Raw genomic sequence first — 14,928 nt, forward strand, 5'->3', positions numbered from 1 at the left:
AGCCGGCGCGGAACCGAGCGCTTCGCTCTCAGCCATGAAGGAAACTGCCCCCTCGATCGGCGCCCGGTCGTTGTCACGGCTTGTCTTGCCTCATGCGCGCGACCTCCCACGGGAAGAATTCGACCGAATCCAGAGAGGTCGKCTGTCGGTCGAACACGAGGACGACGCGAAGGCCGTCGGTGTAGTAGGGGTCCGTCGTGAGGTTGGCGCGCGGGCTGCTCTTAGGGGCGGATCCCACGCCCTTCACGTACCCGATCTTTGCTAGGTTCTCCGAGTAGGCCATGTCCTGCGCCAACGCACTGCGTGCCTCGTCGACGTCGGGGTCAATCTTGTGGGTCGTAAGCGTCGACGAGTGAACGGTCAGGCGACTGCCGATGTCGCGGCTGATCTGCCCCACCCACACCTGCCTGCCCTGATAGCGCATCGGGCTCAGCCAAAGTCGCAGGTGGTTGCGCTGGTGGATGTTGTCGCGGGCCTTTTGCAACGCCAGGTCTTGCGCCCTGCCGAACATGTAAAGGTCACCCACCGGTGCGTACGCATAACGCTCGCCGGCGAGGGCGGCCGTCACCATCTTGTTGATGGAGCCTAGCCATTTCTGCTCGGTTGGGCGCCAGCCGCGACGCGCGAACGCGGGAAAGGCGTCGTCGAGGCCGCCCACCACCACCAGATTGAGCGGATCGCCGTTCTTCAAGCCGTTCTTGTTCGTGACACAGCAAGGCAGCGCTTCGAGCGCCGTGCGAAATGAGGCTTCATCGATGTAGTTCCGGATCTCTTCAGGCGGATAGATATCCCTCCGGAAGACTTCGCTCATGCGATAGTCGGCACGAAAGCCGGGCACGACGGAAAGGATCGTGAAGGTTCTCGCCCGACCACTCGAGACCAGGTCGATCTGCACGAACTTAAATCCCTCGTCGCGGGTCGTTAGCACGAACCCTGAATTTGTGGTGCCAGGAAGGACCGGGTTGCGGAAGGCCAGTTTGCGAAAGCGCCGGTCAAGCTCCGCTTTCTGGTCCGGTGACTTGCCCGATGCCACCGTTTCGGACGCTTCGGAAGCGGGAAAGAAATTCGGATCGAGTCCCGGAGAGAGCAGATAGTAGGCGCGGTCTTCGCGATTTTCGACTTCAATCCAGACGGGCTGGATTGATCGCGTTGCAAGCGGCACGCCATACACTGTGGTGCTTTCATCGGCCGAGAGCACCGCAGCCGATACCCGCAGGTCACCTTCCATGCGCGTAGCGGCCCGGCTCTTGTAGTCGAGACCTGTTGCCGGGGGCGTCGAAGAGCAGCCGACAAGCGCAAGGGCGATAGCTCCGAGGGCTTGACTGACGATGCGGCTCATCTCGTTGAACGTTGCGTGCGCAGTCGAACGAGCATTCCGCGGGTGGGTGCGCTCATTACACCTTCTCTTTCTCCGCAGTTACCTTGGCAGCTTGCGGGTCCAGCAACCCCGTGACGGAGCCTATCTTGTCCTGAACCGGCCTAAACCAACAGAGAAGATTCGTCCGCCGCAATACTGGCCTCGCGGAAATGGGACGGAGTGTTGCCGCAGAGAGACATTGTGGCGTTCGCGCCGAAAAAAGACCAGCCCCCCGGTAAAGTTGGAGGATTGGCGTCGATATTACAATGAGGTTCGTCCCCCAGCGCGACCGGATATAATGTCCCGCTCGCATTGCATAATCCCGGAGGCGCTGCCACCCCGTCACCGTGTTATGGATGATCAATATTTTTTTCACGTAGGGCTCTGGGGTCTGGGGTTGCCTCCGAGGGCGCGAGGGCGACGCGGTCACCGCCTGCAAGGTCTGCATGACGAGACATTTGGACTGATGCCGATGCAGCGAGCCAAGCGGCAGGCCATAATGCATAGCTATCTCCCACAGCGTCGCGGAACCGAGCAACGTCCTGTTGATGATCTTGCTTCTGGTGTTCGGGCAGATCTGGCAGCGGCGTCCCACGCGATACCCTCCTGACCTATTTTCCGCTGTTTGAAGACCCTTCGGAAACATCGGAAGCCTCCCCTGAAGGTCTCGCTCATCCACTGCGCACTGCCGGATCAACTGGTGACGGGCAACGAGGCGCAAGCGCCGCCTGTTTCTTCTGTGCAACAGGCTCAGCCAATTCCGCGCACCAGCGCCTCACGGCGCAAGCTTTGCGCTTTGTCTTTGGGTCCATTTTATGGGAATGCCAGAGATGGCATTTCGTTGAAGTTGGCCTCGGAAGAAGTTCGGCAATCAAGTCGAAAGGACGCGATATGCGCCGTTACGCCGTGGAATTCATCGGAACGTTCTTTCTCGTGTTGACAATTGGCTGCACCGGGCTCGCAGCGGCTCCAGGAGTGATTGCTCCGCTGGCCATTGGGGCCGTGCTGACGGCGATGGTCTACGCGGGCGGCCACATTTCGGGCGCCCATTACAACCCGGCAGTGACGCTCGGAGTGTTCCTGCGGGGGCGGTGTCCTGGCTCGGACGTGCTGCCCTACTGGGGCGCCCAATTGCTCGGTGCCGCGAGTGCGGCCTTGATTGTCGGATTCGCCCTTCGGGGGGCACCAGTGAGCCCATTAGTCGCCCCCGTATTTGGGGCGTTTCTGGCCGAGTTCCTTTTCACGTTTGTTCTGGTGTACGTCGTGTTGAACGTGGCCACGGCCGATGCAACAGACGGTAATTCCTACTTCGGTCTCGCGATTGGCTTCACAGTGATGGCTGGCGCATTCGCCGTCGGACAGGTGTCGGGAGCGGCCTTCAACCCGGCCGTCGCCATTGGGGCCTCACTCGCGGGCTTGCTCCCATGGTCCAACTTGTGGCTCTACATCGCTGCGGAGCTGCTAGGAGGGGCCGCGGCGGCGTTCGCTTTCAAAGCGCTCAACCCAACCGGCCGGCCCGGGAACGCATAGGGACCTGGCCAGCAGCCGGCGACTCCGAGCTGGCTGCATTGGGATGTTTCGCGCACAAGCTCTGACCGTCTGCTTTGCTAGATTGCGGACGATGACTCTGGCCAAATCTGGAATGTGGAGGGCGAGGATCTCGGTGTAGGCGTTCGGTCGCTGCTAAAGCCAGCCTTGCATGCACCAGCCGAACGGCCTCGGCTTCAAATTCCTTCGTAAATCGGAAGCAAGTCCATTCCATGAAGCGGCGCGTCCACCACAAGCTTGAATAGGCAGTCTCCGGGTTCGGTAAGTGCGGGAGCCCGTTGACAGGCAACGAGACCCGACTGCGCGAATTGAACCGATCTGGCAGGCTCAGATGGTCCTGCGATCGAATGGAGGATGCCGGCAAGATCGCCAGCGTGGACCTCATCTCCTAGCGCCACAGCTGGCTCGAAGATGCCTCTGACGGGCGCATAGGTGAGGGCTAGCCTGCCATCGACCCGCATCAATCGTGTTTGCTCCGCCGGTTCGACGATGGCGCCGGGCAGGATTCCCATATGTTTCAGCACACGCAGCACACCGTCTCGCCCAAGGGTTTCGCCGTGGCGTGACATGGAGGCCCCGCCGCCGAGTTCGGTGGTCAGGGCCGGAATGCCGAGCATCTGGGCTGTCGCTGACAGTGTGGTCGCGCCGCCGCCGCCCGAGCCGTCGCTGATCGAGCCAATGGGTGCGCCGAAGATATGCATGAGTTCGATTAGTTGTGCTGTCTCAGTTTCAGACTTGCCGGTACGGATCAGGCAGCAGGGCAGATAAAACAGCGACGTGCCGCCGGAATGCAGGTCGATGACGATGTCGGCGAGGGGTAAAAGCACCTCTGAGACATAGTGGGCGATCATCTGGGTCGGCGAGCCATTGGCATCGCCGGGAAACAGCCGGTTGAGATTGCCCTGATCAAGCGGCGACACTCGCCTGCCTGCATCCACCGCGGGATAGTTTAATGCCGGCACGATGATGATGCGGCCGCAAAGTTCGCTTGTGTCGAGCTGGCGGGCGAGCTTGCTGAGCGCAACCTGGCCCTCATACTCGTCACCATGATTGCCGGCGACAAGCAGGGCTGTCGGCCCGTTGCCATTCTTGATGCAGACAATGGGGATCGGAATGGTGCCGTAGGCGGAGCGGTCACTCGAAAACGGCAGCCGCAGGCAAGCGATCTGCTTGCCGTCCCTGTCAAAATCGATGTCGGTCCAGATACGTGTGTCGTTTGCCACTGATCCCTCCCTCCTCGTCAATCCACACCTCTCAATGCAACAGCGTGTTGAGGAAGGACCGGGCGCGGGGATGATTGGGTGTCGAAAAGAAAGCCACCGGCGAGGCTTGTTCGACAATGCTGCCCTGATCCATGAACACGACCTGGTCGGCAACCTCACGGGCAAAACCCATCTCATGGGTGACGCAGATCATCGTCATGCCCTCGCGGGCGAGCCCGGTCATGACATCGAGCACCTCCTTGACCATCTCGGGATCGAGTGCCGAGGTTGGCTCGTCAAACAGCATCAGGCGCGGGTTCATGCACAGTGCACGGGCGATGGCCACGCGTTGCTGCTGTCCGCCTGACAGTTGTGCGGGGTATTTGTTTGCCTGTTCGGGAATACGGACCTTTTCGAGAAAATGCCGCGCCAGGCTTTCGGCTTCGTTGCGTGGCATGCGAAGCACGCGGCGCAGGGCCAAGGTGCAGTTCGACAAAACAGTCAGATGCGGAAACAGATTGAAGCTCTGGAACACCATTCCGGTCTGTCGACGGGCGAGTATTGTCTCCCTGGCGTTGTCGCCCAGCCGGATCGTGCCCAGGGTCACGGTGCCCTGCTGGTAGGCTTCGAGCCCATTCAGACAACGGATCAGGGTTGATTTGCCTGAACCCGACGGTCCGCAGATCACGACGCGAGACCCACTTTGGATGGTGAGGTCGACCTCCTTCAACACATGGAAGGTGCCATACCATTTGTTGAGCGAGGTTATCTGGACGGCGAGCTTGTCGTCGGTCTGGGTCATGGTTCTCTCTAGTCCCTTGAGGTGTGCAAGCTAAGGGTTTGATTTTGCGAAGACGTGACCGCCCGCCGGCCTACCTGGCTGTTGGCCCAAGCAGGCGGATCTCAAGCCTTTTGATCGCTTGCGAGATGATGAGTGCGAGACCAAGGAAGATGAGGCCAGCGACCGTCAGCGGCTCGGCATAGCGGTAGGTGTCGGATGCGATGTCGAAGGCGCGCCCCAGCATCTCGGGCACTGCCAGCACTGCCAGATAAGGCGTCGCCTTGAGGATCGAGACGAAATAGTTGCCCATCGGGGCCGCGATGTTGCGCAGCATCTGTGGGGCCATGACAAAGATGGTCTCATCCATCCTGCCGAGTCCCAGGGCCATTGCGGCTTCGGCCTGACCATTGGGGATGGCATCGATGCCAGCCTTGAACACCTCTGCGAGATAACCGCTGTAATAGAGGCTGAGCCCGATGATGCCGACGGCAAGCGCACCAAGGCGAATGCCGTAAAACGGCAATATGAAATACAGGCAGTAGAGCCAGACCAGCACCGGCGTTGCCCGGATGAAGTCGATCACGAAGCCTACGAAGAGGCCCGCCAAGCCGCCCGAGCGGCGGATCAGTTCAAAGCCGAACCCGATCGCCGAGGCACCAACGCAGCTGAAGGCCGCCACCAGCAGCGTCATGCCGATGGCACTCAAGATAGTGGGCACCGTCGACAGCGCAAAGCCGACATCAAACGCCACGATGCGCCTCCCTGGCCGGGTTGATGCGCCGTTCGGCCCAGCGCCCGAACAGCGCGACCGGATAGCAGACGATAAAATAGGCAAGCAGCAGTGAGGTGTAGATCGGCACCGGGTCGTATTCGATCTGGGAGATCTCCTTGGCGCGGAAGGTCATGTCGGTCAGCGTGACCAGCGAGACCAGCGATGTCGCCTTCACCAGTTGGATCAGCTGATTGATGAAGGTCGGGCTCATCGCCACCAGTGCCTGCGGCAGTTCGATGCGCAACAAGATGGTGGAGCGCTTGAGCCCMARSGCGTGGCCAGCTTCTTTTTGGCCACGGTCCAGGGCTTGYAGGCCGGCYCTGACSGCCTGGCTKGCATAACCGCCAATGTTGAGCCCSAGCACCATGGCGGCGACCGTCATGGCCGACAGCGCTAGTCCAGCCAGGGGCAGGGCGTAGTAGAAGACAAACAGCAGAATGATGACGGCCGAGCTGCGCCAGAACTCGATGATCGAGGTCACGACAAGCCGCGCCGGGCCTGTCGTCAGATATTGGGCGACGCCGAAGACAAGGCCAAACGGGATGGCAAAGACAAGGCCGTAGAGCGTCACCAGAGCGGTGACGCGAAACCCCTGCAGGATGCCGAGCCAGATCTCGAGCATACTCATTTGCCGGCACCCACAGTGCCAGCACTGTCGGTACCAGCGCCATTGCCACAGAGCTTGTCCACAGTGATGGTATCAGGCACGACCTCCGTCGCGCCAAAACCATATCGGGCCATGATCTTGGTCGCCGTGCCGTCCTTTGTCAGGGCAGCCAGTCGTTCATCCCACAGCGCCCTCAAATCCTGGTCTTCGGTGCGGAAGGCGACAGCCGCATAAGTGGCCTGTTCGTCTGTCGTCACAAACGGTGTCGCGCTCTCCAAGCCCTGGGCCTTGCCGCCGGCCAGAAGCCCGATCACGGTGGGAGACGACAGCACCGTCACATCGATGCGGCCGGAGCGCAGGGCCGAGACGTTGGCTTCGATGTCGGGGAACAGCAGCATGCGGTTCTCCGGCACACCGGCTGCAGCCGCATTCCTGACCGAGACACTGCCGCGTCCGGCACCCATGATGATCTCTTTGCTCACAATATCCGCAAAGCCATGGATCTGTTTTGGGTTACCAGCGAGCACGATGGCTGCGTCGTGGACCTTCAGATCCGGAGACCCGAAGGCGACCTGCCGGCAGCGCTCCGGCGTGATGGAAAGTCCAGAGGCAACGGCATCGAAGCGACCAGCCAGCAGACCCGGGATCAAGGCACCAAACTCGGTGACCCGGATATCGAGCTCCTTAACGCCGAGTTCGGAAAACGCGGCCCTCAGCAGATCCGGGTGCCAGCCCTTTGCCTCGCCCGTGGCTTCATCGCGAAAACCCCAGGGCGAGCGATTGTGGATGCCAATGACGATCTTGCCTTCGCGCAAGATCCGCTCCTTGGTGGTCTCGGCCCAAGCCGTGCCACCCACCATGACAACGATCAGCGCCAGCAATGCGCTGCAGATGCGTGCAAGACGTACTGGACTTCTCAAGTTCATTTGCTCTCTCCCTTTGATTTGATGTTTGTCGGCGCGTGCCATCGCAGTCTCGCCTCCCGCGATCCTGTGTTGCGCTCAGCCTCGCCGTGGATGGTTTTCGACCGGGCCACGACTGTCGCCAGACCGGTCGCGTTCGCTCAGGTGCTTGAGATCGTCCAGAACCGACTGAATCTGCGGCCAGGGAAATAACGATGTGTCACCCTGGCTCTCGCCGCCGCCGGCAATGATTGTCAGTTTGGCGATCACSCCGCCWAKTGAYTGCGCTTGTGTGGYTGMMACGGYWTCRAGSAKCTSTTCTTCAGCCTCGACGGCCTCGATCTCGGCAGCATGGACGCGCGAGTAGCCGACCTCCTTGTCTAGCGCGTCCCAACGTGTCTGCTGAGGATCTGTCAGGCCCGACTTCGACGTGCCCTTCCGATTCATAGCCGTTGCGCCGCCAGGACCAGGAGACCCGAGGGCGTTTCTTATCCGTGTCTCCAGACGTTGCTGCAGTCGACACAGGACCACGGCCATGTGATGTGCGTGCTCCCACTCTTGCAGCAGGACCACGCAAGGGTCGATGGGCGCAAACAAACGCGCGGCAATCCTCTCGGCGTGTCTGGCGCCAACCGTGGCGTCAGCTTTCGCATCGTCATCCACAGCTTTGCTCTTCTTTCGTCTCCCTGGGATGACGAAAGACAAAGCTGTGGTATTGTCGGAATCAGCCATGATCCGAGCTCCAGACAGCTAGGGTTTGGTTAGGCCAGCCACAGCGTTGCCGCGCTCTGGTTGGCCGAATAGCGTGCAATGCAAGTGCACTGCACGTGCGAAATATGCACGGTCGAGCGGAAAGTTCAAGCACTGAATTCGATGACCAAGAAACCTTTTACGACCCGACTTGATCCTGCAATATTAGAACTAGCTCAAAAGCTGGCAGAAGTGGACCGTCGATCGATTACTGCTGTCATCGAGGTTGCGCTCATTGAATACGCTGGCCGCCGCGGCATTCGTGTGCCGAAAGACACCAAGGCGTAGTTCGTAAGCCCACGGGTGATTTCGCCGCAAAGCGGGTTGGACGCCCCCGCTCTCTCCTTTGCCGCATCACCTCTATGTCCGGCAGCAATCGCCCTATTCGACGATTTGACCGACTCGAGTTTCCCAACCGCAACTTTCCATTCCGCCATCGCTCGCAGGCGGTGAATGTGGATGGCGAGAGCAGAGCGTTTTGAGCGGGGCGGGACGAACAGATTGCGAAGAGCCGAGAAGATCGAGATGAAGCGATGGAGGCTTCCTGGCGATTGGAACCCGTCCTGATCGACGGCCCGCCAAAGCCAGCAGCATTTCCTCGACCAAGCGCAAGCTCAGCGGAAAGCGAAAATAGAGCCACACCGCATGGGCGATGATCTGGGGCGGAAAACGGTGGCGCTTGTAGCAGATGGGCGAGGTGTTCGTGCGCCTGCATCTATTCCAGCAGGTCCGAACAAGTGGCTACCGTGACAATACCGTTCCAGCGGTTTCACCGGCGCGACGGCGGCCGGTTGGTAGTGCGTCGGGGACGTATACGTCAACGACGTCCAGCTGATCGGAGGTCCCGCAGTCTAACGACGTTGACGCTCCCGCCCAAGTGAATGTAGTGATGTACGTAACTCAGGAATGGAGCCACGATGCGCGCCACGGTCCATGACGTCGCCCGCGCAGCCGGCGTCAGCCTCTCAACGGTCGATCGCGTCATCAATGGCCGCGAAGGTGTACGGGCATCGACGTTACAGCGCGTGGAAGCAGCGATCCGGCAGCTTGGCTTCGTTCGCAATCAGGCGGCGGCCAATCTGGCCAAGGGCCGTGTTTACCGCCTTGTTTTCATCATTCCTGAAGGAGCAAACAGCTTCATGCGCAGGCTCGAGGACGAAGCGCGAGAAGCCAGTCGCCAGATGACGCCGGACGGGATCGAACTTAACGTCGTCACGGCGCCTGCCTTTGATGGGCAGGCGCTAGCCGACATTCTCAACCGACTGGACCTCAACGAGATAGGCGGGGTGGCGCTAGTCGCAACCGAAGCGCCGCCGGTGCGCCGGGCACTGGCGCGCCTGCATAGCGCGAATGTACCGGTCGTCACCCTTGTCTCTGATGCACCGTCCTTCCAGCGCCATCGCTACGTGGGCATCGACAATGTCGCGGCTGGACGCACTGCGGCGAGCCTGCTCGCGCGCTTCCTTCGAGGCGTCAAGGGCAAGATCGCGCTGGTCGCCGGCTCCATGCTGGTGCGCGACCATGTGGAACGCCGCCTGGGCTTCGATCAGGTGATCCGCACCGAATATCCCAACCTGGAGGCGCTGCCCGTAGTCGAGGGTCGTGACGACCGAATGGCGACACGGCGCATCGTGGAGCAATGCCTCGATCGCGACCCTGACATTGTGGGCCTCTACAACATCGGCGCGGGGAACCTCGGTCTGATTGAGGCGCTTTCCGAACGCCCGCCCGAAAGGCGTCCGATGGTGGTGGCGCACGAATTGAGCGTCCATACGCGAGCCGCGCTGGAGAGCGGTCTATTTCAGGCCATCATCAATCAGGACGCCGGTCACGAGGTTCGCAGCGCCATCCGCACGCTCCGTTCGCTGGCCGATCAGCGGACCCTCATCGAAGGGCAGGAACACATTCGCATCGAGATATATCTGCGCGACAACCTACCTTGAGCGCCGGAATCTTGGCTGCCCCCTCTGGCGTGGCGGTTCGTTCTGATATACGTACATCAGAAATTGTTGCACTGGGGTGGAACAGAACATGGTCACCGGATTTTTTGGCGACATAAAACCGATCCGGTATGAGGGGCCTGGCTCGGACAGTCCGTTGGCCTACCGCTTCTACAACAAAGACGAGCTCGTGCTCGGCAAGCGTATGGAGGACCATCTGCGCTTCGCCGTGGCCTACTGGCATTCTTTCGCCTGGGAAGGCAGCGACCCGTTCGGTGGCCAAACGTTTGACCGCCCGTGGTTTGGTCCAACCATGCAGCACGCCCAACTGAAGGCCGACGTAGCCTTCGAAATGTTCTCGTTGCTCGGCACGCCCTATTATTGTTTCCATGACGCTGATGTGCGCCCTGAGGGCAACAGCTTCACCGAAAGCAAGGATCGGCTCGATGAGATCGTCGACATTTTTGCGCAGAAACAAAAGCAGACCGGCGTGAAGCTGCTCTGGGGCACCGCCAATATGTTCTCCAACCGGCGCTGGATGGGGGGCGCCGCCACCAACCCTGATCCCGATATCTTTGCCTATGCGGTGGCCACGGTTAAGGCTTGCATGGATGCCACGAAGAAGCTCGGCGGCGAGAACTATGTTCTTTGGGGCGGTCGCGAAGGCTACGAGACGCTGCTCAACACCGACCTGAAGCAGGAGCGTTTGCAGGCCGGCCGCTTCCTCTCAATGGTCGTCGACTACAAGAAGAAGATCGGTTTCAACGGAACCATCCTGATCGAGCCAAAGCCGCAGGAACCGACCAAGCACCAATACGACTATGACGTCGCGACAGTCTATGGCTTCCTTAAGGAATTCGGGCTGGAAAACGAGGTCAAGGTCAATATCGAGCAGGGACACGCAATCCTTGCCGGCCACTCGTTCGAGCACGAACTGGCATTGGCCGGGTCGCTTGGCATCCTTGGCTCGATCGACATGAACCGCAATGACTACCAGTCGGGTTGGGATACCGATCAGTTCCCGAACAACGTGCCCGAAATGGCGCTGGCCTATTATTATATCCTCCAGGCCGGCGGACTGAAGTCAGGCGGCACCAATTTCGATGCAAAAATCCGCCGCCAGTCGCTCGATCCGCAAGATCTGCTGATCGCCCATATCGGCGGCATGGACGCCTGCGCTCGTGGCCTCAAGGCTGCGGCGCGAATGATCGAGGACGAGGCTCTGTCAGTCCCTCTGGCCGAGCGCTATGCCGGCTGGAAGACCACCGAGGGCGAGGCCATGCTGTCGGGCAAGCGCACGCTTGAGGAAGTGGCCGAGCGCGTGGTCAAGGAGAAGATAGAACCGCAGCCAAAATCCGGCCGGCAAGAACTGCTCGAAAACATCGTCAACCGTTACGTGTAAGGTGCGATAGGCGATTTCGACCACAGATCACTCGCGCATACGGCGAGCTGGCGGAATGGAAGGTGAACGTGGGCTGCAATTGGCTAGATTTAGGATGACATCAATCTCACCCGCAAGGTGATCTTTAGATCTTGTCCAATCTGGAACGACATTTCGGCGCGAGCGCGCCACGGGAGGAAGTGCATGAAGACGATCAAGGGCCCCGCGATTTTCTTGGCGCAATTTGCTGGCGACGCAGCACCGTTCAATTCGTTCGACTCGATCTGCAGATGGGCCTCGGACCTTGGTTACAAGGGTGTCCAGATTCCAACTTGGGACGCACGGCTAATCGACCTGAAGAAGGCTTCAGACTCCAAGGACTATTGCGATGAGATCAAAGGCGTCGCCGCCTCGCATGGTCTGGAAGTGACCGAGCTCTCCACCCACTTGCAGGGTCAGCTGGTTGCTGTTCACCCAGCCTATGACACCGCGTTTGATGGTTTTGCGGCCCCGGAAGTGCGCGGCAATCCCAAGGCCCGCCAGGAATGGGCTGTTGACCAGGTCAAGCGTGCGTTGCGTGCCTCCAAGCATCTGGGCATCAAGGCCCACGCCACCTTCTCCGGCGCGCTCGCCTGGCCCTATGTCTACCCTTGGCCGCAGCGTCCGGCCGGTTTGGTCGAGGCCGCGTTTGACGAGTTGGCCAAGCGATGGACCCCGTTGCTCGACTATGCCGACGAGAATGGCGTTGACGTCTGCTACGAAATCCACCCGGGCGAAGACCTGCACGATGGCGTTTCCTACGAGATGTTCCTCGAGCGTGTGAAAAACCACGCCCGCGCCAACCTGCTCTACGACCCCTCGCACTTCGTGCTGCAGCAGCTCGACTATCTCGAATATATCGACATCTATCACGACCGAATTCGAATGTTTCACGTCAAGGACGCCGAGTTCAATCCGACGGGTCGGCAGGGCGTCTATGGCGGCTTCCAGAGTTGGGTCAACCGCGCCGGCCGGTTCCGTTCGCTGGGCGACGGCCAGGTCGATTTCGGTTCGATCTTCTCCAAGCTGACCGCCAACAATTTCGACGGCTGGGCGGTGCTGGAATGGGAATGCGCGTTGAAGCACCCGGAAGACGGCGCGCGTGAAGGCGCCGAGTTCATCAAGGCGCATATCATCCGCGTCACCGAACATGCCTTCGACGATTTCGCCAATGCCGGCACCGACGACGCCGCAAATCGCAAGATGCTCGGCCTGAGCTGAGGGGAACGCGACATGGCTATTGAAGCAAGCAACAAAGAAGCGGGCGGCGGCCGCATTCGCCTGGGCATGGTTGGTGGCGGACAGGGCGCTTTCATCGGCGCGGTCCACCGCATCGCCGCGCGGCTCGACGACCAGTTTGAACTTGTCGCCGGCGCGCTGTCGTCCAGCGCCGAAAAGGCGAAGGCCTCGGCTGCCGATCTCGGCCTTCCCGCCGACCGATCATACGGTTCGTTTGAAGAAATGGCCAAAGCGGAGGCTGCCCGCTCCGATGGCATCGAGGCTGTCTCCATCGTGACGCCGAACCATATGCACGCGCCTGCCGCAAAAGCCTTCCTCGAGGCTGGTATCCATGTAATCTGCGACAAGCCGATCACCACCACCGTCAAGGAGGCCGAAGAACTCGCCGCGCTGGTGAAAAAGTCGGGCAAGGTGTTTGTATTGACTCACAATTACACCGGTTATCCGATGATACGGCAGGCGCGCGAAATGGTCGCCAATGGCGATCTCGGCGAAATCCGCGTCGTGCAGGCCGAATATCCGCAAGACTGGCTGACCGAGCCGGCGGAACGCTTCGGCTCCAAGCAGGCCGAATGGCGCACTGACCCAAAGCGCTCGGGCGCGGGTGGCGCCATCGGCGACATCGGCACCCACGCCTATAATTTGGCGGCCTTCGTTACCGGGCTGAAGACTGAGCAGGTACTGGCGCAACTGACCTCCTTCGTCGAAGGTCGCCCTCTCGACGACGATGTCCAGATCCTGCTTCGCTATTACGGCGGTGCGCGCGGTATGCTGTGGGCAAGCCAGGTGGCTGTCGGCAACGAAAACGGGCTGAAGCTGCGCGTCTACGGCACAAAGGGCGGCCTGGAATGGACGCAGGCCGACCCAAACTATCTCTGGTTCACGCCCTTCGGCAACCCGAAGCAGTTGCTCACCCGTGCCGGGTCCGGCGCGGGCCCAGCTGCGACCCGCGTCACGCGCATTCCGAGCGGCCACCCCGAAGGCTATCTCGAAGGTTTCGCCACCATCTACGCTGAAGCAGCTCGCGCCATCCGCGCAGCGCGCGAAGGCAAGAAGCCCGACGCCGACGTGATCTACCCGACCGTTGAGGACGGCATTGATGGCATGAAGTTCATCGAAGCCTCCGTCGCTTCATCGAGATCCGGCAACGTGTGGACAAAGATCGGATGAATATGTCCGTCGTGTCTCAGCCACAGGACCACAAGGGCTTCATGGCCGGACACGGGCTGGCCAAAGCCTTTGGCGGTGTTGAGGTGCTGAAGGACATCTCGCTCGATATCCGCTCCGGTGAAGTGCATGCCATCATCGGCGAGAACGGCGCAGGCAAATCCACCCTGATGAAGATCCTCGCCGGCCATCTGGCGCCGACGTGCGGATCAATCACGATTGACGGCGAGACCCTCGTCTTCAGCGGACCGGTGGACGCCGAGCATCGCGGTATCGTGCTGGTGCATCAGGAAATCCTGCTGGCGCCGGACCTGACGGTTGCGCAGAATATCTATCTTGGTCGCGAGATTAAAAAGGGCCTGAGCGTCGACGACAAGGCCATGAATGCGGGTGCGGCGAAGGCCGTGCGCAACCTTGGCGCCAATATCGATCCGAAAACCGTCGTCGGCCGCCTTTCGATCGCCCAGCGTCAATTGGTGCAGATTGCCCGCGCGCTTCTGGTGCCGCACCGTCTGGTCATTTTCGACGAGCCGACCGCTTCGCTGACGCCGATTGAAACCAATGCGCTGCTCAAGGTGATTTCCGATATCCGCAAATCGGGAGCGGCAGTCCTCTACATTTCCCACCGCCTGCCGGAAGTGAAGACGCTGGCCGACCGTGTCACGGTGCTGCGCGACGGCAAGCTGGTTACCACCCGTGAGGCGGCCGGCCTTGAACCGCTCGACATGGCGCAGTTGATGGTGGGCCGCGACGTGTCCAAGCTATATCCCGATCACGTTGCGCCCGAGGGCGAGGACCATGTGCTCGAAGTCGAGAACATGGATGTGCCCGGTTATGCCCGCAACGCCTCGTTCAAACTGAAGCGCGGCGAAATCCTCGGCTTCGCCGGCCTTGTCGGAGCCGGGCGCACCGAATTGATGGAGGGCATCGTCGGCCTGCGCCCCGCCAAGGGCACGATCCGCCTGAACGGAAGGCCGGTTTCCTTCGCCAATGCCAAGCAGAGCATGAAGGCGGGCATCGTCTATCTTTCCGAAGATCGCAAGGGCAAGGGCCTGCTGCTGAGGGAAACGCTCGGCGTGAACCTGACGCTTGCTGGCCTGAAGAATTTTGTGCGCGGCCTGATACTTGACCGCAAGGCCGAACGCACCGCACTCGATCAGGCGATCACCGAATTCGACATTCGTACCCGCAACAAGGACCTGCTGGCCGGCCAGCTTTCCGGCGGCAACCAGCAGAAGCTGTT

The 14,928-nt window shown here is 60.6% G+C and carries 14 protein-coding genes and 1 pseudogene; 7 read left to right on the top strand and 8 right to left on the bottom strand.

What is annotated here, in order from left to right:
• Positions 1-73 precede the first annotated feature (73 nt).
• Positions 74-1,339 (bottom strand): LssY C-terminal domain-containing protein, encoded by a 1,266-nt coding sequence (locus AC1DWF_RS09550; protein WP_476841633.1) that lies wholly within the window; start codon positions 1,337-1,339, stop codon positions 74-76.
• Between the two features lie 909 nt (positions 1,340-2,248).
• On the opposite strand from AC1DWF_RS09550, the gene AC1DWF_RS09555 reads away from it, so the two are divergent.
• Positions 2,249-2,887, top strand: coding sequence for an MIP/aquaporin family protein (locus AC1DWF_RS09555; RefSeq protein ID WP_476786579.1), 639 nt, complete (start codon positions 2,249-2,251; stop codon positions 2,885-2,887).
• A 194-nt stretch (positions 2,888-3,081) separates the two neighbouring features.
• On the opposite strand, the gene AC1DWF_RS09560 is transcribed toward AC1DWF_RS09555, so the two are convergent.
• The 6 genes from AC1DWF_RS09560 to AC1DWF_RS09585 all read right to left on the bottom strand — a co-directional run bounded on the left by AC1DWF_RS09560 (position 3,082) and on the right by AC1DWF_RS09585 (position 7,901).
• Positions 3,082-4,128, bottom strand: a complete 1,047-nt coding sequence (locus tag AC1DWF_RS09560; RefSeq protein ID WP_476789357.1) for a succinylglutamate desuccinylase/aspartoacylase family protein — start codon at positions 4,126-4,128, stop codon at positions 3,082-3,084.
• Between the two features lie 31 nt (positions 4,129-4,159).
• On the bottom strand, positions 4,160-4,909 hold the full coding sequence (locus AC1DWF_RS09565) for an amino acid ABC transporter ATP-binding protein (protein WP_476786970.1): 750 nt from the start codon (positions 4,907-4,909) through the stop codon (positions 4,160-4,162).
• A 70-nt stretch (positions 4,910-4,979) separates the two neighbouring features.
• Positions 4,980-5,639, bottom strand: coding sequence for an amino acid ABC transporter permease (locus tag AC1DWF_RS09570; RefSeq protein WP_476789355.1), 660 nt, complete (start codon positions 5,637-5,639; stop codon positions 4,980-4,982).
• A complete protein-coding gene (locus AC1DWF_RS09575; protein WP_476841634.1) occupies positions 5,629-6,288 on the bottom strand; it encodes an amino acid ABC transporter permease in 660 nt (219 codons plus the stop codon). Before AC1DWF_RS09575 ends, AC1DWF_RS09570 begins: the two co-directional genes overlap by 11 nt.
• On the bottom strand, positions 6,285-7,193 hold the full coding sequence (ehuB, locus tag AC1DWF_RS09580; protein WP_476789353.1) for an ectoine/hydroxyectoine ABC transporter substrate-binding protein EhuB: 909 nt from the start codon (positions 7,191-7,193) through the stop codon (positions 6,285-6,287). The genes AC1DWF_RS09575 and ehuB overlap by 4 nt, the downstream gene beginning before the upstream one ends.
• 75 nt (positions 7,194-7,268) lie before the next feature.
• A complete protein-coding gene (locus AC1DWF_RS09585; RefSeq protein ID WP_476841635.1) occupies positions 7,269-7,901 on the bottom strand; it encodes a hypothetical protein in 633 nt (210 codons plus the stop codon).
• A 141-nt stretch (positions 7,902-8,042) separates the two neighbouring features.
• Between AC1DWF_RS09585 and AC1DWF_RS09590 the strand changes: the two genes are divergently transcribed.
• Positions 8,043-8,207, top strand: coding sequence for a hypothetical protein (locus AC1DWF_RS09590; protein WP_476787019.1), 165 nt, complete (start codon positions 8,043-8,045; stop codon positions 8,205-8,207).
• 297 nt (positions 8,208-8,504) lie between these two features.
• Here the strand turns inward: AC1DWF_RS09590 and AC1DWF_RS09595 are convergent.
• Positions 8,505-8,609: pseudogene (locus AC1DWF_RS09595) on the bottom strand (IS6 family transposase); the annotation flags it as partial.
• 227 nt (positions 8,610-8,836) lie between these two features.
• Here AC1DWF_RS09595 and AC1DWF_RS09600 point away from each other — a divergent pair.
• The 5 genes from AC1DWF_RS09600 to AC1DWF_RS09620 form a co-directional block, all read left to right on the top strand.
• Positions 8,837-9,862 (top strand): LacI family DNA-binding transcriptional regulator, encoded by a 1,026-nt coding sequence (locus AC1DWF_RS09600; RefSeq protein ID WP_476804438.1) that lies wholly within the window; start codon positions 8,837-8,839, stop codon positions 9,860-9,862.
• An 88-nt stretch (positions 9,863-9,950) separates the two neighbouring features.
• On the top strand, positions 9,951-11,261 hold the full coding sequence (xylA, locus tag AC1DWF_RS09605; RefSeq protein ID WP_476789556.1) for a xylose isomerase: 1,311 nt from the start codon (positions 9,951-9,953) through the stop codon (positions 11,259-11,261).
• A 183-nt stretch (positions 11,262-11,444) separates the two neighbouring features.
• Positions 11,445-12,500: a sugar phosphate isomerase/epimerase family protein gene (locus AC1DWF_RS09610; RefSeq protein WP_476789555.1), complete on the top strand. Its 1,056-nt coding sequence runs from the start codon at positions 11,445-11,447 to the stop codon at positions 12,498-12,500.
• A gap of 12 nt (positions 12,501-12,512) precedes the next feature.
• Positions 12,513-13,688: a Gfo/Idh/MocA family protein gene (locus tag AC1DWF_RS09615; RefSeq protein ID WP_476783837.1), complete on the top strand. Its 1,176-nt coding sequence runs from the start codon at positions 12,513-12,515 to the stop codon at positions 13,686-13,688.
• Positions 13,685-14,928: sugar ABC transporter ATP-binding protein (locus AC1DWF_RS09620; protein WP_476841636.1), on the top strand; the 1,244-nt coding region annotated here is incomplete at its 3' end. The genes AC1DWF_RS09615 and AC1DWF_RS09620, both read left to right, overlap by 4 nt.

The sequence above is a fragment of the Aminobacter sp. P4_D5 genome (assembly GCF_056401815.1).